The organism is Microbacterium sp. che218 (assembly GCF_040436305.1).
GTDB lineage: Bacteria > Actinomycetota > Actinomycetes > Actinomycetales > Microbacteriaceae > Microbacterium > Microbacterium algihabitans.
The window spans coordinates 563,302-585,159 of sequence record NZ_AP031501.1; the positions used below are offsets into that span (position 1 = coordinate 563,302).

Sequence of the window (21,858 nt, forward strand, 5' to 3'; positions counted from 1 at the left end):
GAAGACCGATCAGGGGAGAGGAATCGGTTGTCCGAACCTACGAATCCGTGCCGGACGGCTCGTCGACGTCGTTGACGGAATCTACAAAGCTATCGACGATCACCTGTGCGGTCTGCTCAATCTGCCACGGGCGGGCGCCGAGCTCGGCGAGAGCCGCACCGACGGCCTCGACCGTCAACTCCGCCGGCGGCGCCCACGCCACGCGGCGCAGCGTCTCGGGAGTGAGCAGGTTCTCGGTCGGCATCCGGAGTTCTTCCGCGCGCGCCTCCACCGCCGGACGCGCCGCCTTCAACCGCTGGTCGGCATCGGGATTGCGATCGACCCAGGCGCGGGGCGGGGGGAGCGTGTCGCTGGGCACGCGGTCGGGCGGCAGATCGGTCGCCTCGCGGCCGGCCACGATCGCGTTCCACCAGCGGTCCAGCTGCGTGCGGCTCGCGCGGCCGTTGAACTCCTTGACACCGGCGAGCGCCTGCTTCGTGGCGGGGTCGGCCATCACGGCGGCGACCAGGGCGCGGTCGGGCACGAGGCGGCCGGGGGCGACGTCCTGCTCGCGGGCGTAGTCCTCGCGCGCCTGCCAGAGCGAACGGGCCACGGCGAGCGACCGGCGACCGCGCACGCTGTGCAGACCGCTGAGGCGGCGCCACGGGTCGTCGCGCGGCGGCTTGGGCTCGCGATCGAGCACGGCCTGGAACTCCTGGCGGGCGATCTCGGTCTTGCCCTGCTCGATGAGTTCGGCGTCGAGCACGTCGCGCACGTCGATCAGGTGCTCGACGTCGAGGGCGGCGTACTCGAGCCACGATGCCGGCAGCGGGCGCGTCGACCAGTCCGCGGCCGAGTGGGCCTTGGCCAGCGTGATGCCCAGCGTCTGCTCGACGACGGCCCCGAGGCCCACGCGCTCGTGACCGAGCAGGCGCGCGCCGAGCTCGGTGTCGAAGATGCGCGGCGGCTCCAGACCCCGCTCGCGCAGCGACGGGAGGTCCTGGCTCGCCGCGTGGAACACCCACTCCACGTCGCCGATGGCCTTCTGCAGGGGCGAGAAGTCCTCGATCGTCGACGGGTCGAAGAGGAAGACGCCCGCCTCACGGCGGAAGACCTGGATCAGGTAGGCGCGCTGCGAATAGCGGAACCCCGAGGCGCGCTCGACGTCAACGGCGACCGGGCCGGTGCCACCCGCCAGGGTCTCGCAGGCGGCGAGGAAGCGCTCGGCGTCCTCGATGACGTTGTACTCAACCACGCGTGGGCCTCCGGGCTCCGAACACGGCAACGCCCTCCGACCCCGGGGGGAGGCCGGCGAGCATGCACACGAGCTCCGCCCACGCCTCGAGGTGCGGGCGGAAGGGACCGCGCGGCGACCATGACGCGCGAAGTTCGATCTGCGAGCCCTCACCCTGGGCGGCCAGCGCCCCGAAGCCGGTGGAGAGCGTCTTGGTGGCGGTGCCCGACTCGGAATGCCGGTCGGCGCCGCGGGAGTCGAGGGCGTCGATCAGCCATGACCAGGCGACCTCGGCCAGCAGCGGGTCGATCCCGATCTCGGGCTCGAGAGGAGCCTGGGCGAAGCAGACGATGCGCCACGCCCCACCCCACGGCTCGGGCTCGTCGGGGTCGTGCAGCAGGATGAACCGGCCCGTGCCGAACGGCGAGTCGGTGGCGTGCTCCTCGGGCCGCACATCGCCGGCGAGGGCGAGCGAGAACGGGGCCAGACCCGTCGGGGAGGGGATCTCGCGGACCACGAGATCGTCGCGGAACGAGGTGTCGCGCACCTCCGCTGCAGCTCGCGCGAAGGGGCTGTCGGCCTCCGCCGGGCGCTGGTCACTCACGGCAGCAGACTAGAGTGAGGCCACGATGAACGCTCCCAGGCGCGCCGCGGGTTCCCGCGCATCGCGGCGCACGACCACCGGCCTCGGCATCGCCCTCTCGGCTCTGAGCGTCACTCTGGCGGCCTCGGCCGCCGCTCTCGGCGCCGTGTCCCTCCGCGTCGCGCGCACGGTCGTGCGCCCCGCCGGCCGCCGCCCCGACACCCGCATCGTGCGTCTCGACGCCGCCGCCCAGACGATCACGCTCGCGCGCACCCCCGACACGTCTCTGCCCGGCCGCTACGGCCTGTTCACCGTCGGCTCGGCCGACTACCTGCGCCTGGGCTCGATCGTCGGCAGCGACGAGTCCACCGTCACGCGCAAGCTCCTCACCCACGTGCCCGCCGACGGCGACCTCGCGGCCGAGGCGGCGTTCAGCGGCTGGTACTTCGACAAGCCCGAGCAGCTGCACCTGCCCGTCGAAGAGGTCGACATCGACACCCCGGTCGGCGCGTGCCCCGCGTGGCTGTTCCCCGCGGCATCCGCCACCGACGTCTGGGTCGTGCAGGTGCACGGTCGCGGGACCACCCGCGCCGAGGCCCTGCGGGCGGTGCCGGTGTTCCACGACCTCGGGATCACCTCGCTCGTGGTGTCGTACCGCAACGACGGCGACGCCCCGCACAGCGCGTCGGGCACCTACGCGCTCGGGGCGACCGAATGGCGCGACCTCGACGCGGCGATCGGCTACGCCCGCCGCCACGGCGCGAAGCGCGTCATCCTCATGGGCTGGTCGATGGGCGGCGCACTCTCGCTCCAGGCGGCGCTGGAATCGCCGCACGCCGACGTGATCGCCGGTCTCGTGCTCGAGTCGCCCGTCGTCGACTGGCGCACGGTGCTGAGCTTCCAGGGCCGCATGATGCGCCTGCCGCTGCCCGTGATCACGTTGGCGCAGTCGACGATCGCCTCGAACTGGGGGGCCGCGGTGCTGCGCAGCGGCGAACCGATCCCGCTCGATCGCCTCGACGCCGTCGCGCGGGCCGCGGAGTTGCGGCATCCGACGCTCATCCTGCACAGCGACGACGACGGCTTCGTGCCCTCCGACGCCTCGCACGCCCTCGCGGCGGCGCGACCCGACCTCATCACGATGGAGACGTTCACCGTCGCCCGCCACACGAAGCTCTGGAACTACGACGAGATGCGCTGGACCACGGCGATCCGCGACTGGGTGCGCGCGCAGGATCTCGCCCGCGATTGAGCGCGGGGCGGCGGATGCCGGGTCTCAGGCCTCGCGCTTGGAGCGCACCTGGCGCTTGACGCGCATGAGCATGCCGGTCATTCCGGCGATGCGCAGAGGACTCACCGCGCGGGTGAGTCCGATGCTCTGCGGGAAGTCGTCGGGCACTGCGAGCACCTCGTCGGCCGACAGCCCCGTCAGTCCCTGCGACAGGATGCTCGCGAATCCGCGGGTCGTGGGCGCCTCGGCGGGAGCCGTGGCGTGCATCGCCACCCGCTCGTCGTCGTCGACGGTCACGATGATGTAGACCGGCGACTGGCACTCGACGACGCGCTCGCGCATCTCGGGGTGGTCGGCGTACTCGGCCGGCACCTCGGGAAGCTCCTGCGAGAACTCCAACAGCAGCTCGAGGCGGTCGGGCTCCTCGAGTTCGAGGAATTCGTCGCGGATCTCGGCCAGGCGGGCGGGGAGGGCGGTATCGGACATCTCCGTCATCCTCCCACGCCCGCGGCATCCGGGATCAGCGGGAGGGGACCTCGCCGGGCTCGGAGCCGGCGACGATCGGCACGCGCACCGCGCTGCCCCACTCGGTCCACGACCCGTCGTAGTTGCGCACGTCGTCGAATCCCAGCAGGTGCTTCAGCACGAACCACGTGTGGCTCGACCGCTCGCCGATGCGGCAGTAGGCGACGACCTTGTCGCCGTCGGAGAGGCCCGCGCCGTCGCGGTAGATGGCGTCGAGCTCGGCGCGCGACTTGAACGTGCCGTCCTCGGCGACGGCCTTGCCCCACGGCACGCTCTGCGCGCTCGGGATGTGACCCGCGCGCAGGGCGCCCTCTTCGGGGTACGCGGGGGCGGTGGTGCGCTCACCGGAGTACTCCTCGGGCGAGCGCACGTCGATGAGCGGGTTGCCGAGGTGGGCGAGCACGTCGTCCTTGTAGGCGCGCAGCGCCGAGTCGTCGCGCTCGACGACGGGGTAGTCGGTGGGCTCGACGACCGTCTTGTCGGTCGTGATCGGGCGACCTTCGGCGATCCAACGGTCGCGGCCGCCGTCGAGCAGGCGCACGTCCTCGTGGCCGAACAGCGAGAACACCCACAGGGCGTAGGCCGCCCACCAGTTGTTCTTGTCGCCGTAGATCACCACGGTGTCGTCGCGCGAGATGCCCTTGCGGCTGAGCAGCTTCGCGAAGCCCTCGCCGTCGACGTAGTCGCGCACGACGGGGTCGTTCAGCTCTGTGTGCCAGTCGACCTTGACCGAGCCGGGGATGTGACCCGTCTCGTACAGCAGCACGTCTTCGTCGGACTCGACGACGACCAGGCCGGGCTGACCGAGGCGCTCCTGCAGCCAGTCGCCCGTCACGAGCCGGCCGGGCTCGGAGTAGTCGGCGAATTTGGGGGACGTGGTGTCGAACTCGACGGTCACGGAGAACTCCTCGGTCAAGGCGGCGGATGCGGCGGCATAGGGTGGACACCGCACCTTCGACCCTAGATCCGCGGCGTCGGGGCATGCACCCCCTCGTAAGACTGCGACACAGGACGGCCATGACCTCTACGCCCGCGACGACCGGCCTCATCCACCTCACCGATCGAGAGCCCGCGGTGTCGGGAGTCGAGATGGTGAACGCGCTGGTTCCGCCCCCGCAGTTCGACGGCGCGACCTTCGAGTCGTATCGGGCGGATGCCGCATACCCGTCGCAGCAAGAGGCGAAGGAGCTGCTGCAGACCTTCGCCGGCGCACAGTCCGCCCCGGCGAAGAAAGGCGGCTTCTTCCGCCGCGCCGAGAAGACACCGCCGGTCAAGCCGGGGGTCTACCTCGACGGCGGCTTCGGTGTCGGAAAGACCCACCTGCTCGCCGCGATCTACCACGCGATGCCGGCCCGCCGGAAGTACTTCGGCTCGTTCATCGAGTACACCGCGCTCGTCGGCGTGCTCGGCTACGCCAAGGCGGTCGAGCTGTTCCGCGGTTCCGACCTGCTCTGCATCGACGAGTTCGAGCTCGACGACCCGGGCGACACGATGGTCATGACGCGCCTGCTGGGCGAGCTCGTGGCATCCGGAACCCGCCTCGCGGCCACCTCGAACACCCCGCCGAACGCCCTGGGCGAGGGCCGCTTCGCCGCGCAGGACTTCCTGCGCGAGATCCAGTCGATGTCCGACAGCTTCCGCACCATCCGCATCGACGGCACCGACTTCCGTCAGCGTGCCATCGACGGAGAAGCCAAGACGCTCTCCGACGAGGCGTACCGCGAGGCGCTCGACGCTGCGGCGGCCGGGGGAGTGGCCTCCGACGACTCCTTCACCGATCTGGTGACCCACCTCGCGCGCGTGCACCCCTCGCGGTTCATCCGCCTCATCGACGGGGTGAACGTCATCGGCCTGCGCGACGTGAAGGTGCTGCACGACCAGTCGGCCGCTCTGCGTATGGTCGCGTTCGTCGACCGCGCCTATGACGCGCAGATCCCGATCCGCGCGACCGGAGAACCCCTCAGCAGCGTCTTCAGCGAAGAGATGCTGGGCGGCGGATACCGCAAGAAGTATCTGCGCGCGGTGTCGCGTCTGGTCGCGCTCACGCATTCGTAAAGGGCGTTCATCAGTGGCTCGCGGCCACGCGAAACGCGATGTTTACCGGGGCGGTCGGGCTGTAACGCCCCCGAAACACGACTCGAACGCCCGCCGAAACCGGGGCTGACGAAACTGTGGGGACCCGACGCTTTACCTGCGTCCCTGCAGAGAGGTTTCCTCCGAGATGGATCAAGGCAACACCGCATTCATCCTGATAGCAGCGGCACTCGTGCTGCTCATGACGCCAGGACTCGCGTTCTTCTACGGCGGCCTCGTCAAGGCCAAGAGCGTCATCAGCATGATGATGATGAGCTTCGGCGCGATGGGCCTCATGGGCGTCCTCTGGGTGCTCTACGGCTACTCGATCGCCTTCCCGACCACGGACGCCGGCACCACGCAGTTCCCGTGGGCGATCGACCCGACCAACTTCAGCCTCACCGCTGCGCTCGAGACGCCTGACGGCGCCGCGTACCCGCCCCTCGCCTTCGTCGCCTTCCAGGCCACGTTCGCCATCATCACCGTCGCGCTCGTCTCGGGCGCCATCGCCGACCGCGCCAAGTTCGGCGCATGGATGATCTTCGCCGGCATCTGGGCGACGGTCGTGTACTTCCCGGTCGCCAGCTGGGTGTTCAACTTCGGCCTCAACCCCGACGACGGCTCGTTCTCGTACGGCGGCTGGATCACCCACGGCATGCAGGACGTCTTCGGCGTCGGCGCGATCGACTTCGCCGGTGGTACCGCGGTGCACATCAACGCCGGTGCGGCGGCTCTCGCCCTCGCCCTGGTGCTCGGCAAGCGCGTCGGCTTCCAGAAGGGCGCTCACGTGCCCCACAACCCGCCGTTCGTGCTCCTCGGCGCCGGCCTGCTGTGGTTCGGCTGGTTCGGCTTCAACGCCGGTTCGGAGCTCGCCGCCGACGGCACCGCGGCCCTCGCGTTCGTCAACACGATCGCCGCCCCCGCCGCCGCTCTGCTCGCGTGGCTGATCGTCGAGAAGATCAAGGACGGCAAGCCCACCTCGGTCGGCGCCGCCTCGGGTGCCGTCGCCGGTCTCGTCGCGATCACCCCGGCCTGCGCCGCTCTGACCCCCTTCTGGGCGATCGTGCTCGGCCTGCTCGCCGGTGCGGTCTGCGCCCTGGCCATCGAGCTGAAGTTCAAGCTCGGCTTCGACGACTCGCTCGACGTGGTCGGCATCCACCTCGTCGGTGGTCTGCTCGGAACGCTCTACCTGGGCATCTTCGCCAACACCAGCGGCCTGATCTACAGCGGCTCGTTCAACCAGCTCATCGTCCAGGCGATCGCGGCCCTCGCGGTGCTGGTCTACTCCTTCGTGCTCGCCTTCATCATCGGCTTCGCGATCGAGAAGACGATCGGCTTCCGTGTGAAGAACGAAGACGAGATCGCCGGTATCGACACCGTCGTGCACGGCGAAGAGGGCTACGTGCTCTCGGACGCTCGCGCCTGACACGCATCACCCCCGAACGGGGCGTCGCCGATTCGTCGGTGGCGCCCCGTTCCGCGTGTCTAGGGTGGCGGTATGTCAACCACGTCTCGTCTGCTGTCGGCCGTTCTGGGCCTGTTCTCGTCGTCGAAGCCGACGCGTACGGCCACCCCCGAGCGACCTTCGGCACCGTCACGACGCCCGAGCGCCCCGGCGACGGCCCCAGAGGGGGCCCAGACGGTCGAGATCGACCCGCCACGGCGCCTGACCCTCACCTACGCCCCCGAGCGCGACAACGCCCCCGACCGCGGCGAGATCGTCTGGACGTGGGTGCCGTACGAGGAGCGCGACGGTCGCGGCAAGGATCGCCCCGTGCTGGTCATCGGGCGGGCGGATGCCACCCGCTCCTACGCCGTGCGACTAACGAGCAAGCCGCACGACGGCGACCGGCAGTACCTCTCGCTCGGCACGGGGGACTGGGACCCGCAGCGGCGGCCGTCGTGGGTCGACATCGAGCAGGTGTACCTCGTGCACGATTCCGGAATGCGGCGCGAGGCGGCCGCCCTCGACCGCAAGCGGTTCGACATCGTCGCGGCGGCGCTGAGGGCACGCTACGGATGGGCCCGCGGGTGAACGAACCGCTGCTCGAGGCACCCCGGGCGAGGCGGCTCTGCCTCGACTATGCGTCACGGCAGCCGCACGTCGCCGAGCTCATCGGCTTCTATGCCTTCCATCACTTCGATGAGCGCTCGACGGTCATTGCGATCGGCGACGGGGAGCACGCGCCGATCCCCGACCCGAGCGTGGCCGACATCGCGAAGGCGCTCGCCTCGGCATGCGGAACCCCCGTCGACGACGACGCCCTGGCCGCCGCGCTGCGCGTAACGGTCGACGTCGCGCGGTACTGGCAGGAGCCTGACACGCTCGACCGGCTCGCCGCCGAACCGCAGATCATCGAGGCCCTCCGACCACTCGCGGCCGACCTGCTCGCCCACGCCGGGTCGTCGTGGCGTCGCGAGCGTTCCGACCAGCAGTGGGCGGTGCAATGGCATCTTCGCGACGGCGCCGGCCCTGTGGCCCCCGACGCGACTGAAACCCTCGAGAACTGGGATGCCGGCCTGCGCGCCGCCGAGGAGCGCGCACGACGGGACTGGCCGACCGATCCGACGGCACGCTTCTCGGGCGAATGGTGGTCAGTGCCGGTCTGGATGCTGTCGACCCGGGGGAGCATCGCCGCCGCGCTCGACCTCGTCGAAGACGCCTTCGGCGACGAGGTCGCGACGGTCATCCCGGTCGCCGGTGAGGGGCGGACGCTCGAGATCTACGGACCCGCCGACTGGGCCGACCTGTGCCGGCGGTATCCGCTCGAGGTCACGGCCTCGCATCGGCACGACTGGTACCGCACGACGGGACGCGATGGGCGCTGGCTCCAGCCCGACTGGCGGCGTATCGCCCGCGAGCGGGACGCCGTGCACCTGACCACCCTCGGCTACCTCACCGGCGCGACGCGAACGATCGAGGTCGACGACGAGTACGCGAGCGTCATCGCCGGCTGGGCGCCCGACTCGACCATCTGGCTGACCGACGCGGCGACCGAGAACGGTCCGCGCCAGGAGTGGCGACGAGAGCATCCGGATGCCGCGTGGACGAGGGTCGAGTGAGCCTCGAGGCCCGCGGAAACGACGAAGGCCCCCGGAAAACCGGGGGCCTTTTCGGTGGGCGATACCAGACTCGAACTGATGACCTCTTCCGTGTGAAGTAAGTCCGCGAGTCGCAGACCATCCGATCGAGGGTGATCTAGCCCGTTTTTGTGCGGTCGCGTGCGCTCTCCGTCCTGTCCTGTCCGGCCTCATCCGGTTCCGCCGTCCGTGGTGCGTGCACACGTTCGTGCACACGCGGCGCTCGGGGGATCATCCCGGCTACCCGGTCGGCGTGCACTCGGTCGGCGTCGCCCACACGCGAGACGTACAGGTCCGCGGTAATGCGACTCGTCGAGTGTCCTAGGCGCTTCGACAGCTGTGTCACGTCTCCGCCGCCGGCGATCCAAAGCGAGGCGTGCTCGTGGCGCGCACCGTGCAGCGTGATCTTCGGCAGGCCGGCGCGCTTTCGGAGCGTCTCGAACAGGCGCGTCGCGTAGTCGGGCTTGACCGGCGTCCCGTCCTCCATCGTGAACACGTAGCCGCTGTCCGTCCATGCCTCCGCCCAGCGGTCGCGATCGCGGTCTTGTCGCAGGCGCCAGTCGAGTAGCGCGCCCACGGCCGCGTCGTCGAGCGTCACCGTTCGGCGCCCGCTCTCCGTCTTCGGGTCGCTCTCGACGACACCTCGGCGCGCCTGGACTCGCGTCTGCTGCACGTGCAGGACGCGGGCCGCAAGGTCGACGTGCTCCCATCGGAGCCCGACGAGCTCACCTCGACGCATCCCCGAGAGGAAGGCCAGCTCATAGAGCGACCCGAGGCGGTGCTGCACCGCGATGTCGAGGAAGGTACCGACCTGCTCGGGGCTCCACGCCTCGAAGCGCTTTGGACGTTCAGCCTCGAGGGGGATGCGGAGCGCCGGGTTGACGTCGATCAAGCCGTCAAGCAGTGCCGATGAGAACGCCGCCTGCAGCACGACCAGGATTTTGTGCTGAGTGCTGATGCCGCGGCCGTCCTCGGCGAGCTGGTCGAAAAACGCGATGAGGTGGTGTCGTCGCACGTCGCTCAATCTCATGGCGCCGAGGCGCGTCGGGATGATGTCGTTCGTCAGGTACCGCTCGTACTGCCCGTGCGTCGTCTCGCGGAGCCCCTGGCCGTTTCTGGCGGTGCGGCGGTGCCGGGGGAGCCACTTGCCAAGATAGGCCGCGAGCGTGTCACGTGTCGGCGGGAGCCATCGCCCCTGGTCGATCTTCACAGCCTCCGCGTTGCGCGCTTTCTGCGCGGCCTGACGCGTCGGGAAGCCGGCCACCCGAGCCTGCTGACGTTTGCCCGTCGCCGGGTTCTTCCCCGCACTGAGGTAGTAGCCCCAGGTGCCGTGCTTCGGCTCGCTGAGCAGCCGCGGACACGCCTTCTCGCGCTGCGCCACGGACGCCCCCTCAGGGAGGGCACCGAACTGGCGCCCTCCCTCAGTCCGGCATCCGCAGCGTCGGTAGATGCTGGCGCTCATGAGCGAGCCGCCAGAGCGCGCTTGACCATCTCCGAGCACATGACGCCTGTCACGTGCGTGAGCCACTGCGCCGAGGCGGACTCGCGTCCACGCTCGACCCGGCGCAGGTAGCGGTGCCCGACGAGCGCCTGGCGCGCCAGCGTCCGGCGACCCCACCCAAGCTCTTCACGCAGGACCCGTAGGAGGGCGCCGCATCCGTTGTTCTGTATCGTTTCCATGTCCGATGTCTCCTAGTCGTGGTGTCGGACTGGCCTCTGTGCAGTTGCTACCTGCACAGGGGCCGCTTCTCATTCAGCCCTCGGATCGTCGATCGACCGGAGGCAGGAGCCCAGCTTTGCGGGCCAGGCCCACCCACCGCGCGGCGGTGGAGTGGTTCGTGATGAAGTGACGCTCGACGGCGAGCGTCGGCTTCTGTGGGGCCGCGAGATAGACCTGGGCGACGGCCTCGAGGTGTGCCTCCGTGATGCTCGTCCGCTTTCGTTTCCGCGGCCGCGTCGTGGAGAGAATGTCGAGCGCGGCGTCTTTTTCACCACTCGACGACACTCGCGCGCGGGCCTCGCCACCGAGCAGCAGGGTGAGGTGCGCCCAGTTGCGCCAAATTGTCAGCGCCCACTTCTCGCGGACGAGGTCGAGAGTTGAGCTCAGGTCGCGTTGGTTGCAGCGAGCGATCCGGAGTTCGGACGTGTCAGCCCCTGGCTCGACCTGGAAGTACAGGTCGAGGCTCCAGTAGTCGTCATCGACCCCGTTCGGACCTTCGTCGGGTTCGATCTGCACCGTGAAGAACTCCGGAATGAAGCCGCGCCCGAATGGGACGTCCTCAACGTCGCCGTATCCGTTCAAGGTGCCGTAGCCCCACCCTCGGATCACTCCGGCGGCCAGGCCCGTAGGCGGTCCGCTTACCAGGCCATCAGTGTTGGTCACGGGCACAACGGTAACTGTTCGGCAGGGAAGTGGCAAGCCGTTCGCAAGGAGATACCCAAAACGAGATAGCCATAATGTCAATAATGAGTCGTCACTGAGCCAATGTATTGGCATGACTTCAATCCAAGACGCGGCGCTCGTGGTTCGAGCCCGAGAGCTCGCGGCGAGCGGTGAGGCAAAGCGAATCCGCGTTGCCAGCGACCTACCAATCGGCGACCTCGCGCACGCTATCGGAGTCGATGCCACGACGATCTGGCGATGGGAGAACGGCGAGCGGTCTCCGCGCGGGGAACGAGCGGTGCGATACGCCCGGGCGCTCAACAAGCTGACGAAGGTCCGTGGCTGACGATGGCCGAGATTACTATCCCCCCAGAACTGGCCGGAAAGCTCGTCGTCAGTGTCCCAGTCGCCGGCCGATGCCTCGGCATCGGTCGTGACTCCGCCTACCGTGCCGTCTCTGCGGGGGACATCCCCTCGCTCAGAATCGGGCGTCGCGTCGTCGTGCCCGTCGCCAAGCTGCTCGAGATGCTTGGCGTCTCCACGGGGGAGTGATGGGAGCGGGACTCGCCAAGGCTGCGATTCGTGTCGCTCACGGCCTCGACCACGCCCCGGCGCGCCTGTTCTTCGGGATGGCCCTCGGCGCTCTCGACAGCGATCCTCACCCGGTCTTCTACCGCGGCGAGGAGGCCATGGCAACGATTCTCGGAGCGGCCCCTTCTGACGCATCGTCCCGTGCGGTCCGTCGCGCTCTGAAGTCTTTGCGGGCGTCATGCCTCGTCGAATCTCAGTCCAGCGCCCCGGGGCGCGCTGCGCGCCATCTACTGCTCGACGGCGAGGGAGCTCCGCTGTCGATCGCATCGGGCGAATCGGAGGACGGTGGACGTCCTGTGAGTGAGTCCAACAGCGGACGCTATGCGTCCTGTGAAGAACGCGAAACGGCGGACGCTGAGCGTACGAACACCGGACGCTCAGCACACGAACGCCGGACGGTGAGCGTCCGAACACCGGACGGTGAACGTCCGCCCCAGGAGGTAAAGGAGGAAGAAGGAAGAGGAGGACTCGCCCCCTCTCGAACCTGCAAACGTCACACCAGCTGGGATCACGACAGCCCGTGCAGGGCCTGCGCTGCCGATCGGAAGGCGGCCGAGGCGCGACGGGTGTCGGCATCTTCGACGCCACGACAGGAGGAGTACTGCAACGTGCATGCCTACTACGTGCTGCCCTGTGACCGCTGTGCCCTAGATGCCGCCGAGGCCGCATCGTGAGCCCTCGCATCGGCCCGTGCCTGGCCAACCACGCCTGGCACGACTTCGACCCCCTCAGCGGGTGGTGCAGTCGCGGATGCGGACGCCGCGACGACGGCGCGGTGTCCTACCCCGCAACGCCACTCCCACCGCTCGAGGCCTTCGACATCACCGAGCCCCGCCGCCACCCGAACGAATAGGACCAGTCCCGTGCAGACCGAAGACACCACCGGCGGGCTTATCCGCTCCGACCGGCCCCGAGCAATCTCACGCCGAACCCGAGCCACCGTCGAGCGACGCGTGCACGCCCACCTGACACGAATCGACGACCCCGACCTCACCAACGACGTCCGCACCCTGCTGCACCTGCTCAACGTCGAAGCCGCCCGACTCCGCCATCACGCCCGCGTCACCACCGAGACGGGCAAGCCGTGACGCTCGACCGGTCGAGCCTCGCGCGCGTACGCGAGGGCGCGCCGGCGCAGCTGACGCCCGGGGCTGCCCTGGACGCCGCGCTAGACGAGCACCGACCCGAGTGCCGAGACGTCGACCTGTTCACCGCCGACACCCCGACTCCCGCGGATCGCGCGGCCATGGCACTGGTCTGCATCTCATGCCCGGTCTTCCCCGAGTGCGCCGACTACGCCGAGGCGGAGCGGCCTCGCGCCGGATTCTGGGCCGGTCGGTTCCGCGGCGGACGAGCGTGACACTTCCGTGCCCGAGAAGTGACCGCTTCGCGATCCCAGCCGTGACGCCAGTCCGACCAGCCGTGTTCACAGCGTGTGTGCGCACCGGCGTGTCCCCCCCGTTATCGCCCACAAAACCCGCGCTGTCCGTAAACTTGTGAGCGTAACCACAGATCGAGCTCCCACGTTCTGAAGCCCAGGCGGCGGATGAGCGATGGACCCGGGTTCTGGCCAGGCGCCTGAGACCGAGCAACACGAACGGACCCTAGGTCCGACCGTGCGCTCGGTCTTTCGTCATTCCGGGAGAGTTCTCATGTCGGTTGATATCGAACCGCGCTGGGCGACGGTCGCTGAGGCAGCAGCCGAGTTTGGTGTCGGCGCGTCCACCGTGCGACGTTGGGCCGCTGAGGACCGGGTGCGCACCGGGCGCGTCGGCCCCCGCCGCCTCCGCGTCGACCTGCGCAGCTTGACCGCAGGCGCCACACCCGGTCTGCCGACACCGCAGCAGCTCGTTACCGCCCTCGCCTCGCTCGACGACGCCGACGTCGAAGCGATTGCCCGAGTGGCCCGCAAGATCCTCCCCGCGACGGACGACTCCGCATTGGTCTTCTCCCACATCTGGCAGGCGATCGGCGGCGTCGCACGCGTCCAGGCGAAGGCGGCCATTGCCTCGCCAGACTCGCCCGGGGTCACGAATCTCCATCGCTCGAATCCAACCGAGTGAGCGCACCAATCGAGAACGAAGGAAATCCCCCAATGCGAACAGCTCAGGAACTGCAGTCGATCCTCATCGAGGCAATCAACAAGCACGACGCGTCCGTGCACCGCCACCGTGATCGGATCAGCTCGGGACTGATTACCGAGGCGGGTTACGCCGAGGCGGTTCGAGCCGAGAGTGCGATCGCCGGTACCGAGTCTCGAGTACGTGCCGTGCTCACCGAGCTCGACGAACGTCAGGCCGCCGCTCAGACCGCTGTCGACCGTGAGCACGCCCGAGTGGCCGAACCCGCCACCGGCACCGCAGCAGAACAACTCCTCGCGGAGAACCGAGCCGTGCGAGCCTGGGAGCGCCTCCGCACACGTCTCTCCGCCGGCAACCCGATCATGGCGGCGTTCGAAGGCCTGCGCGCCGTGAGCGAGTCGACCGGGGACGAACGACGCGTCATCGTCGAAGAGTTGCCAAGTTTTGTGCTCGGCCTCGGCCAGCGTCCTGTGCCGCCGGCCGAGATGCAGAAGGCAATAGCGCAGGGTGACGACGCTTACGCCCGGGCTCTTGTTTTCGCCGCTGAGACAGCATCCGCGGTCAGCACCCTTCGCTCCGCAGCTGAGACGGCGCTGACCATCGTGCGAAGCGACCAGCTCAGCGGCAACCGCGGCGACATTGTGGTGCGCACCGGGACCATCCAGGAATTTCCGGTCGCGCCCCGACGCGCAGACACCCGAACGCCGGAGGAACGCGCAGCGTTCGAAAAGGCGCTCGACGACCTGCTCAGCCGCCGCTGACCTGTGCCTGTCTCGGAGCCGCTTTCGCAGGCCCAGCGTGACCGCATCGTCGCGCTGGGCCGCGAGGGCGTGCCTCGAAACCGGATAGCCCGTGAGGTGGGCGTCAGCGTCGGCAGCGTTTCGAAGTACTCGAAGGCCGCGGGTGTCTCATTCGACCGGCGAAAGACGCGGGCGGCGACGGCCGCAGCCAAGGTCGACAGCGAAGTACGCCGCCAGGCCCTGGGCGCGGATCTCCTCACCGACCTCGAGACGGCCCGCCGCGAGCTCGCAGCAGCCGAGAAGCCGAAGACGCTTCGCGACCATCGTGACCGCGCGGCATCGCTGCGCGAGCTGGGCCAGATGTTCTTCACCGTCTCGAGGGCGTCCCCGGTCCCTGACGGATCGGGGGAGGAGATGCGGCAGGCCGTCCGCGAGTTCAGAGAGGCGCTTCACGAGAAGTTCGGCGACGACAACACCTACGGCCAGGTCGAGTCGGTTGAGGAGGCCCCAGATGCCGAAGCATGAGTCGATCGCTGACTCCCAGCTGGACCGAACCGAGCATCTCATGCTCGACAGAGCGGTTCAAACCGAGTCAGCCGATCTCGTCCGCGTTCCCTCCGCCAACGCCGCGCTCGTTGGCAAGTTCGACGCCGTCAGACGAATCCACACCCACAACCATGCCGCCCATGCGGCCACATATACGGAAGCTCACTGACTTCATGGCAACCCGGAACCCGAATGACAGTCCGCTCGAGGCGCGCGTCGCCGCACTCGAACAGCTGCTGCAGAACAACCCCCTGCGCGCCGCCTCGGTCGAGCGGGGCATGCTCGAGTTCTACGACAAGAGCATGCTCCTCATCCGCGACTCAAACCTCCGCGTCGTCGGCATCGCCTACGTCGAGGGTCGGCTGGAAGGCGAGGGCACGCTCTCATGGTCGGGGCCGGCTTTGCTTGATGGCCCGGTTGAGATTACCGACACCCTGCAGGTGCTGGCAGCGACCACCATCGAAGGGCTCATGCGGCTGCTCTCCGAGCTGCAGGTCGAAGGCAAGATCACCGCGGGCAATCTCACGATCGAGCCGGGCGCGGGCGGTGGCCAGATTGGGTTCGGCGACGGACGCAGCATCAACGCGTCGACCGGCTTCCTCGGCATCTACGACGGCGAGCGATTCGTCGTCTTCAACTCCTCCGGTGTCACCATCTACGCCGGCGGCAGCCGGATAACCGTGGGAGCTGCTGGCATCGAGCTGGTTGGGGTCAAGACCATCCGGCAGGCAGACGTGCCCGGCAGCTTCCCGGGTGCCGCTGTGATCGACACGGGCGGGATGCTGCGCCGGGTCGTCGCGGCGACCTAACCGCAGATGGTCGAGTCCGCAGCGGTGATGATCGTCCCACTGTCGGAGTAGTACCCCGCGCCGTTCGTTGGCTCGCCCTCGATCACCGATATCTGATCGCTGGGTGTGCCCGCAGCAAGCTTTTCGCACGCCTCACGGCCCGCGGCCAGGAGCTGCGCGTCGGTCGCGTCGGGTATGACGTTGTCCGGGCGGAGGTTGGCCCGCACGGCCACCAGGAAGGCGGCCTCGCCGCCGGTCGAGCTCGCCTCGGGGGTCTGAGCGGTCAGCGGTGCGTCCGTCCGTGAGGTGGCCGGAGACTGCACCGGCTCTGAGATGAGGGTCACTCCCTCTTGCGCCGGCGCGCTGCACCCGGCGAGGAACAGAGCGCAGCCAATAGCCCCGACAACGACGGTGAGACGCTTCATGGGAAGCAACAATATCCGGCCAGCTCCTCAGGATCCTGCCGGGGAACTCGCAAACGAGACTGCGCCTACACGTAGACGAAGCTGTCAGCGACACCCACCGCATCGAGCAATGTCCAGTGTGCGCTGAAGTTCCGGCCCGGGCAGGTAACGACGTAATCCCAGGGCGCACGATCCATGGGGATGGGCTCGGGGAAGCCGAGTTCTGCCGGACGGAGGGCATTTTTAACGGCGTGTCGGACGGAGAAGTCAGGCTTCGGCGGAGCAGCCCCAGGAGGCCACGTTCCTCCGAATTCATCCCACCACGAATCCAAGGTCAGTGTCACCCGCCGAACGATTCGAGCCTGGTCGGTGGCAGACGGATATGCGGCAATAGCGAGACCGTCTCGCAGTTCGAAGATGACAGTGAGCTTCGCCCCGATTGTATACGGGTCAATTTTTTCGGGCTCAGCTCCCGTCACCGCCGCCTCGTAGAGCTGCATCATCGTGGTGTTCAACCGCATGACCCATTCGACGAGATCCTTGAACCCCGTGGGCACATCCTTCAGCATGCGCCGATGCTACCCACCCATGAGGGGAAAGGAATGAGTCTCCAACCATTCAGCGGCTTTGCTGACGTCGACAGCGTTCGCCGCGACCGCTCGGACGAAAACTTCTGCGTCAACCACCGGCAAATCCTCTACGTCGTATCCGTTCGCAATCAGGAACAAGAGGCAGGCAAGCCAGGCCGTCCGCTTATTACCGTTGTGGAAGGTCTGAGTACTTGCGACACCGTGGACGAGAACGGCGGCCTTCTCCCAAATACCCTCGAACACGTCCTGCCCGTATGAGTTCGATTCGGGGCGGTGCAGCTGACTGCGAAGAGTGGCATGGTCTCTAACACCGGTCGAGTCATGACAATGACGAACGTTCAGCTCCACGACCTGCTCGTAGCTGAGATAGACGTATTCCGTCAATCGTTGGCCAGGCGGTCCAGGAGCGAGCCGTATCGCGCGGCGAGCATGTCGCCGACGCTGCGAGCGGCGTCATCTGTGAGACGAGCGACGCCGTCGACGACCTCCGAGTCGGCGTGCATCAGCGAGGGTGGAACCACCTCACCGCGTGCGCGCATCGTCTCAGCCATAGGAGACAGCTTAGGCGTCGTGGCTGAGCGCAGCCAGGGGGTGAGCCGCTTGATCTGCGACCGGCACTCGGACGCGATTGCGCTACGCTCGGGCGATGCCAGGGGTCGTAGTTGATTGCAAGGTGCACGGCATCCACGAGAGCGAGCACCTGTTCGAGGGCTCAGGCACCATGATCATGACGGGCGGCACGATGGATTGCCCCATATGTGGGCGCCCCAGCCCCATCGTCGATGGTGACTATGCACAGGCCCGGGACGGTCGGCCACGTGCTGTATTGCGGCCGACGCCGGCGCAGGCCGCGCGACTGAAGAACTTCCTGCAGTGGGGGCTCATCCAGGTTCAAGAGGGAACCGCAGATGAAGAGGACCTGCGCAAACGACTCGATCAGATCCTCGAAAAGGAAGCCCCGGCCTGGCGCAAAGCAGTGTCAGCTCTCCTATCCGAGCGCGCCGTCGATCTCTACCAGCTTCTTGGCTTTCTCATGCTGCTGCTGACTTTCTTCGGCCTGGACCCAGCGCATCAAGCGGAGGTTAACGACGCTCCACCGCCAGCGATTACTCAGGACGAGATGCGCGAGCTGTTCGACGAATATCTCGAACAACTGCCGGGGTCCAACGAACGAGACCAGCCAGCCCCAGAACCAACAGAGCCCACGCGGGAACCACCAACCATCCAGACGTGACGGTTAGCACGAACGAGGCCATGACGACCACGCTGAGCGCCTTCCACCAGGTCTTCATGGGTCGAATCTTAATAGTGCGCTGAGCCGTTGGTAGGGTGCGGGCATGCCAGCCTCCGAGACTTACAACACGACTATTGAACTTCCCGGCGTCGGCGATGTGTACCTACTCGTCAGCGTTTTCCGAGGCCATCAGGGCGCCCGTGTGATCCGGCAGTCAATAGCCGAAGGCACCTACGCGGACGGGTCACCGCTGACGCAAACGGACCGAGCTCGCGCTCATGCCCTCCTGCCTGCCTTCGACTGACGAGGGCAGCGGACGGCCAGAAGCTGTACCACCGGCGGAAACCTCTGAATCGACACGCACGTGCGGCGACCTGCTGGGCGGTCAAGCCGTCGAAAGATCGCCTGCAGCCCTCGGCACCACGTCGTTTCGGGCCACGTCAGCCCGAGGCGGGATTGAGGTCACGCGTAGCGGGGGCACAATCGGATCAGCGCGAATCGCATCTGCCATGGGGATCAACCCGCGGACGGTGACCTGAGCGATGCTCGAGAGAGTCCCGGCCCACTGCGCGCCCAAAATATCCACTGATGCAACAACCTGTTGGACCAGACGTTCGAACGAGTCCTCAGGCCCCCCGAGATGCACTGCACCCTCCACATGAGCGAAGTACTTGATGACGCGCTTGACTGAGACCAAGCTTCCGAAATGGACCGCGGCAGGAGCTGCGAGAAACTCGGCCATCGTTCCATGAGTTGAGGGGTCGGAGAAGCTGGGCTCGGTGAAAGCTAGGGCCGGAACCAATCCACGGCCGTCAGGCCGAGGGCGAAAACTCGGCGGAGGTTCGAACGGAGTGAACGAAAAGGTCGGCAGAGGGAGCCCGAGGCGCTGTCGTGCAGCGTGAACGACAGAGTTCTTGTCGGCGATAGTTCGACGCAGGATCCCCGCCAGCCCCAGGGTCTCGTAGTGAGACGCCCCAGACCGTGATCGATGCTCCAAGTCGGGCACGGTCCAGAGAAGAAGTCGCTCCGCAATTGCTTGCGGCACGAGGCGCCCCTCTAGTAACCCAAGTGAGGCAGCTGTGGGCGGTTCGTCGGCGGCCTCAACGCTCTTCAAGTCGGATTCCTGGCCGCAATCGCGGCGATATCGGCGATCGTAGCTGACTGGACTGCTGCTTTTTCGCTCCGAGGCGGGGGAGGCCCGAGCACTCGTGCAGCGAACTGATCAAAAACTTTTTTGCGACCCTCATCGTCGGTGTGCTCGACGAAGCGAGCATACGAGTCCAGTTGCACTGCGACCGACTTCGCCCATTGAGCCGTGTGACGGTGATGTCCGGCGAGCCGCGCGAAGTACGTCGCTACGCCTGCGAAACCTGCGGCGACGAGAAGCGAGTACACAATCTTGGACTCGGTCGGCTGACCATCGAACACCCCGTGCACGACGAGTCCTGCGATCACCCCAAATCCGGTGACAACGATCGACCATTTTGTCCACGATGCCGCGCTGTCGGTTTCCTTCTTCGCGAGAGCGGAGAACTCTTCAGACAAGCTTCGATCGCCAGAACGAGCGATGAGCGTCTGTAGCTCGCGACGCGCGGCGCTCTCACTTCGCGCTTCCTCAAGTGCCTGCTTCGCTGTCTCATCAGATTGCTCCAACGAGACCGTCAGGTCACGCAACTGGCTGAACGCAATCTGGGCCTCGTCGCGCTCGCTATCGGCCGTCGGTATTGCGTCGATCAGATCATCAGGGATGGGGATGATCGGGGCCGACGTCGATCTTTCAAAAGCCGCCGCCTTGACCAAGCTGGTGTGTGCGAGCAGGAGGTCTTCGAGGTTGTCCCAGATGGCACCCTCGACTGCCTGCCCTGACGCCTCATCGTCCTTCGCAAACTGGGCGATGGCCGCGGACCTCTCGATCATCGTCCTGTAGGCGTTTTGGACGTCAAGGCCGGCGGTTTGGAGATGCGCGAATAAAGACGCGTTGACTGACAGTTGTCGCTCTTCACGGTCAATAACCAGCAGCAGAGATTTCTGCACCCGCGGAGTCACCCACCACACGCGACTCCGCACAGCTTCCCCGGCGCGCCTTAGCTGGTGCAAGACATCCTCCAGCCCCGGCCCTGTCGATTCCCCCACTTGCTTCCCCCTGTTCGCGAACCGCGCGACTACCTCTCAACAAGGGTTCGCCGCACTGTCTCCGCAGGGTACATCGCGCGGCGTCGGCGCCCCATGCGCCAATTTAACCGGCGGATCGATCACCTAGCGGGTAAGGGTTGCGGCGAGAAGCTTGAAAGACCTCATCACACACAGTGCACACGCAGGCGTCCGACTCGGTCTAAACCGAAGGCCCGGAGCCATCGCTGTTAGCGCGATTCCGGGCCTTCTTGAGGTGGGCGATACCAGACTCGAACTGATGACCTCTTCCGTGTGAAGGAAGCGCGCTACCAACTGCGCCAATCGCCCGCATCCCGAACGGGACTCATCGATCGTACCGGATGCCGAGAGGTGCTTTCGACCACGATGCCCGCCGCCGCAGATGACACGCGCGGGGCGCGTCTCGTTTTGCGCAGCCGCCCAGATCGGGTAATGTCTTACGAGTGCTCGGGGCAAGCCCCGGGAACGAAATGCGGATGTAGCGCAGTTGGTAGCGCACAACCTTGCCAAGGTTGGGGTCGCGAGTTCGAGTCTCGTCATCCGCTCGAGTGGAGGGATCTCCGTCTGGGAAACCGACGGAGAATCACGACACGTGGGTCGAACCACATCACGGTGGCGTGGCCGAGCGGCTAGGCACCGGCCTGCAAAGCCGTTTACACGGGTTCGAATCCCGTCGCCACCTCAACTCACAAAAGAACAGCCTGTATAGGCGCGATTGGCGCAGCGGTAGCGCGCTTCCCTGACACGGAAGAGGTCACTGGTTCGATCCCAGTATCGCGCACCACTAAAAACCCCCGGTTCGCCGGGGGTTTTTTCGTGCGCGCGGCAGCTTGGCGTGCGCGCGGCAGCGTGGCGTGCGGCCCGCCGCGTGGCGTGGCCCGTACCCCCGACTCCCCGGGGATGCCGAGACGGCAACTCGCTGACGAACCCGCGTCAGGCTGCAGCTGAAGTGTCAGCGAGATGCAGTCTCGCGGGCAGGCGAGCTCTGCGACTCACCGCCGACGGGCACGACCATTTCGCGACGGGTCGCGGCACCAGAAAGCGCAAGCGGGGCGTCGCCACGCCGAGACGGCAACTCGCTGACGAACCCGCGTCAGGCTGCAGCCGGCTCGTCAGCAGAATGCGGTCTCGCGGGCGTGGGCGTCCACATCGACGGCCACGGACTCGGAGCGGGAAGAGGTCGTTCCCGCCGCCAGTAAGGGGGGCTGCGGAGTGCCTGGCGGCGGGAACACACATGACGCTAGATCATGTCCACCGAATGGGGGACATCTACTCGTGCGAATTGAGCCGACGTTGAGGGTTCCTTGCGCTGGCGTTGAGGTTCGCGGGGCCCGCGGGCCGTCGGCTCACAGCACGCCGATGCTCTCCAGATACTGGGCGACCCGTTCGTGCTCGATCGGACTCACCGAACGCCCCTCGGGGGTGTGCACCGAGGTCAGGAGCATCATCGTCTCGTTCGAGAGACCGAACCGGAGCGTCTGAAACGACACCACCACTGCCCCCACCATCGGCACGTCGTAGTTCCCCACGATCGCCACCGTAGGCAGAGACAACCTTGTCATGGAAGCGTTCCCACACAGTCTGCGCGCATCGGCCAGCGGCCCGGACACTCACACCGTCGCGGTGCAAGCCCCGCCGCCGACA

The 21,858-nt window shown here is 67.3% G+C and carries 27 protein-coding genes and 4 tRNA genes; 17 read left to right on the top strand and 14 right to left on the bottom strand.

The window, feature by feature from the left end:
* Nucleotides 1–37: 37 nt before the first annotated feature.
* A complete protein-coding gene (locus ABXS86_RS02645) occupies nt 38–1,234 on the bottom strand; it encodes a ribonuclease D (RefSeq protein WP_353665530.1) in 1,197 nt (398 codons plus the stop codon).
* Complete coding sequence (locus ABXS86_RS02650; RefSeq protein WP_144833545.1) at nt 1,227–1,817, bottom strand: DUF3000 domain-containing protein; 591 nt, start codon at nt 1,815–1,817, stop codon at nt 1,227–1,229. The genes ABXS86_RS02645 and ABXS86_RS02650 overlap by 8 nt, the downstream gene beginning before the upstream one ends.
* A 25-nt stretch (nt 1,818–1,842) precedes the next feature.
* On the opposite strand from ABXS86_RS02650, the gene ABXS86_RS02655 reads away from it, so the two are divergent.
* Complete coding sequence (locus ABXS86_RS02655; RefSeq protein WP_353665531.1) at nt 1,843–3,048, top strand: alpha/beta hydrolase family protein; 1,206 nt, start codon at nt 1,843–1,845, stop codon at nt 3,046–3,048.
* Between the two features lie 24 nt (nt 3,049–3,072).
* Here the strand turns inward: ABXS86_RS02655 and ABXS86_RS02660 are convergent, their stop codons facing one another.
* A complete protein-coding gene (locus tag ABXS86_RS02660; protein ID WP_307211106.1) occupies nt 3,073–3,513 on the bottom strand; it encodes a SufE family protein in 441 nt (146 codons plus the stop codon).
* Nucleotides 3,514–3,547: 34 nt separating this feature from the next.
* Nucleotides 3,548–4,450: a sulfurtransferase gene (locus tag ABXS86_RS02665; RefSeq protein WP_353665532.1), complete on the bottom strand. Its 903-nt coding sequence runs from the start codon at nt 4,448–4,450 to the stop codon at nt 3,548–3,550.
* A 119-nt stretch (nt 4,451–4,569) separates the two neighbouring features.
* Between ABXS86_RS02665 and zapE the strand changes: the two genes are divergently transcribed.
* The 4 genes from zapE to ABXS86_RS02685 all read left to right on the top strand — a co-directional run bounded on the left by zapE (nt 4,570) and on the right by ABXS86_RS02685 (nt 8,688).
* On the top strand, nt 4,570–5,607 hold the full coding sequence (gene zapE / locus ABXS86_RS02670) for a cell division protein ZapE (protein ID WP_353665533.1): 1,038 nt from the start codon (nt 4,570–4,572) through the stop codon (nt 5,605–5,607).
* Nucleotides 5,608–5,773: 166 nt separating this feature from the next.
* A complete protein-coding gene (locus ABXS86_RS02675) occupies nt 5,774–7,051 on the top strand; it encodes an ammonium transporter (protein ID WP_353665534.1) in 1,278 nt (425 codons plus the stop codon).
* Between the two features lie 72 nt (nt 7,052–7,123).
* Nucleotides 7,124–7,660 (top strand): type II toxin-antitoxin system PemK/MazF family toxin, encoded by a 537-nt coding sequence (locus ABXS86_RS02680; RefSeq protein ID WP_353665535.1) that lies wholly within the window; start codon nt 7,124–7,126, stop codon nt 7,658–7,660.
* The gene (locus tag ABXS86_RS02685; RefSeq protein WP_353665536.1) at nt 7,657–8,688 is read left to right on the top strand and encodes a hypothetical protein; all 1,032 of its coding nucleotides are present in this window, start codon (nt 7,657–7,659) and stop codon (nt 8,686–8,688) included. The genes ABXS86_RS02680 and ABXS86_RS02685 overlap by 4 nt, the downstream gene beginning before the upstream one ends.
* Nucleotides 8,689–8,824: 136 nt before the next feature.
* On the opposite strand, the gene ABXS86_RS02690 is transcribed toward ABXS86_RS02685, so the two are convergent.
* From ABXS86_RS02690 to ABXS86_RS02700, 3 genes are all read right to left on the bottom strand, one after another.
* Nucleotides 8,825–10,087: a tyrosine-type recombinase/integrase gene (locus ABXS86_RS02690; protein ID WP_353665537.1), complete on the bottom strand. Its 1,263-nt coding sequence runs from the start codon at nt 10,085–10,087 to the stop codon at nt 8,825–8,827.
* Between the two features lie 77 nt (nt 10,088–10,164).
* Nucleotides 10,165–10,386: a helix-turn-helix domain-containing protein gene (locus ABXS86_RS02695; protein ID WP_353665538.1), complete on the bottom strand. Its 222-nt coding sequence runs from the start codon at nt 10,384–10,386 to the stop codon at nt 10,165–10,167.
* Nucleotides 10,387–10,459: 73 nt separating this feature from the next.
* Nucleotides 10,460–11,089: a hypothetical protein gene (locus tag ABXS86_RS02700; protein ID WP_353665539.1), complete on the bottom strand. Its 630-nt coding sequence runs from the start codon at nt 11,087–11,089 to the stop codon at nt 10,460–10,462.
* Nucleotides 11,090–11,201: 112 nt separating this feature from the next.
* Here ABXS86_RS02700 and ABXS86_RS02705 point away from each other — a divergent pair, with 112 nt between their 5' ends.
* The 8 genes from ABXS86_RS02705 to ABXS86_RS02740 all read left to right on the top strand — a co-directional run bounded on the left by ABXS86_RS02705 (nt 11,202) and on the right by ABXS86_RS02740 (nt 15,856).
* Complete coding sequence (locus ABXS86_RS02705) at nt 11,202–11,435, top strand: helix-turn-helix domain-containing protein (RefSeq protein ID WP_353665540.1); 234 nt, start codon at nt 11,202–11,204, stop codon at nt 11,433–11,435.
* A gap of 2 nt (nt 11,436–11,437) precedes the next feature.
* A complete protein-coding gene (locus tag ABXS86_RS02710) occupies nt 11,438–11,641 on the top strand; it encodes a helix-turn-helix domain-containing protein (protein ID WP_353665541.1) in 204 nt (67 codons plus the stop codon).
* Between the two features lie 992 nt (nt 11,642–12,633).
* Complete coding sequence (locus ABXS86_RS02715) at nt 12,634–12,768, top strand: hypothetical protein (RefSeq protein WP_353665542.1); 135 nt, start codon at nt 12,634–12,636, stop codon at nt 12,766–12,768.
* Entirely contained in the window at nt 12,765–13,040 is a 276-nt protein-coding gene (locus ABXS86_RS02720; RefSeq protein ID WP_353665543.1) for a WhiB family transcriptional regulator, read from the top strand. Before ABXS86_RS02715 ends, ABXS86_RS02720 begins: the two co-directional genes overlap by 4 nt.
* Before the next feature lie 292 nt (nt 13,041–13,332).
* A complete protein-coding gene (locus tag ABXS86_RS02725) occupies nt 13,333–13,743 on the top strand; it encodes a hypothetical protein (RefSeq protein ID WP_353665544.1) in 411 nt (136 codons plus the stop codon).
* The gene (locus tag ABXS86_RS02730) at nt 13,740–14,522 is read left to right on the top strand and encodes a hypothetical protein (protein WP_353665545.1); all 783 of its coding nucleotides are present in this window, start codon (nt 13,740–13,742) and stop codon (nt 14,520–14,522) included. The genes ABXS86_RS02725 and ABXS86_RS02730 overlap by 4 nt, the downstream gene beginning before the upstream one ends.
* Nucleotides 14,523–14,525: 3 nt before the next feature.
* On the top strand, nt 14,526–15,026 hold the full coding sequence (locus tag ABXS86_RS02735) for a hypothetical protein (RefSeq protein ID WP_353665546.1): 501 nt from the start codon (nt 14,526–14,528) through the stop codon (nt 15,024–15,026).
* Nucleotides 15,027–15,220: 194 nt separating this feature from the next.
* Nucleotides 15,221–15,856 carry a hypothetical protein gene (locus ABXS86_RS02740; RefSeq protein WP_353665547.1) on the top strand — a complete coding sequence of 212 codons (636 nt, stop codon included), beginning with the start codon at nt 15,221–15,223 and terminating at the stop codon, nt 15,854–15,856.
* Here the strand turns inward: ABXS86_RS02740 and ABXS86_RS02745 are convergent.
* The 4 genes from ABXS86_RS02745 to ABXS86_RS02760 form a co-directional block, all read right to left on the bottom strand.
* Entirely contained in the window at nt 15,853–16,260 is a 408-nt protein-coding gene (locus ABXS86_RS02745) for a DUF732 domain-containing protein (RefSeq protein ID WP_353665548.1), read from the bottom strand. The two genes, ABXS86_RS02740 and ABXS86_RS02745, sit on opposite strands and share 4 nt — an antisense overlap.
* A 65-nt stretch (nt 16,261–16,325) precedes the next feature.
* Complete coding sequence (locus tag ABXS86_RS02750; RefSeq protein WP_353665549.1) at nt 16,326–16,808, bottom strand: hypothetical protein; 483 nt, start codon at nt 16,806–16,808, stop codon at nt 16,326–16,328.
* A 9-nt stretch (nt 16,809–16,817) separates the two neighbouring features.
* The gene (locus tag ABXS86_RS02755) at nt 16,818–17,177 is read right to left on the bottom strand and encodes a type II toxin-antitoxin system death-on-curing family toxin (RefSeq protein WP_353665550.1); all 360 of its coding nucleotides are present in this window, start codon (nt 17,175–17,177) and stop codon (nt 16,818–16,820) included.
* 32 nt (nt 17,178–17,209) lie between these two features.
* Nucleotides 17,210–17,380 carry a hypothetical protein gene (locus ABXS86_RS02760; RefSeq protein ID WP_353665551.1) on the bottom strand — a complete coding sequence of 57 codons (171 nt, stop codon included), beginning with the start codon at nt 17,378–17,380 and terminating at the stop codon, nt 17,210–17,212.
* Between the two features lie 95 nt (nt 17,381–17,475).
* On the opposite strand from ABXS86_RS02760, the gene ABXS86_RS02765 reads away from it, so the two are divergent.
* Nucleotides 17,476–18,063 (top strand): hypothetical protein, encoded by a 588-nt coding sequence (locus ABXS86_RS02765; protein ID WP_353665552.1) that lies wholly within the window; start codon nt 17,476–17,478, stop codon nt 18,061–18,063.
* Nucleotides 18,064–19,173: 1,110 nt separating this feature from the next.
* Here the strand turns inward: ABXS86_RS02765 and ABXS86_RS02770 are convergent.
* Both ABXS86_RS02770 and ABXS86_RS02775 read right to left on the bottom strand, forming a co-directional pair.
* Complete coding sequence (locus ABXS86_RS02770; protein ID WP_353665553.1) at nt 19,174–20,097, bottom strand: hypothetical protein; 924 nt, start codon at nt 20,095–20,097, stop codon at nt 19,174–19,176.
* A 353-nt stretch (nt 20,098–20,450) separates the two neighbouring features.
* A tRNA-Val gene (locus ABXS86_RS02775) sits at nt 20,451–20,523 on the bottom strand.
* Between the two features lie 163 nt (nt 20,524–20,686).
* Here ABXS86_RS02775 and ABXS86_RS02780 point away from each other — a divergent pair.
* The 3 genes from ABXS86_RS02780 (at nt 20,687) to ABXS86_RS02790 (ending at nt 20,998) form a co-directional block, all read left to right on the top strand.
* Nucleotides 20,687–20,759, top strand: a tRNA-Gly gene (locus ABXS86_RS02780).
* Between the two features lie 66 nt (nt 20,760–20,825).
* A tRNA-Cys gene (locus ABXS86_RS02785) sits at nt 20,826–20,896 on the top strand.
* A 27-nt stretch (nt 20,897–20,923) separates the two neighbouring features.
* Nucleotides 20,924–20,998, top strand: a tRNA-Val gene (locus ABXS86_RS02790).
* 562 nt (nt 20,999–21,560) lie between these two features.
* Here ABXS86_RS02790 and ABXS86_RS02795 read toward each other — a convergent pair.
* A complete protein-coding gene (locus ABXS86_RS02795) occupies nt 21,561–21,743 on the bottom strand; it encodes a hypothetical protein (RefSeq protein WP_154096638.1) in 183 nt (60 codons plus the stop codon).
* Nucleotides 21,744–21,858: the final 115 nt, after the last annotated feature.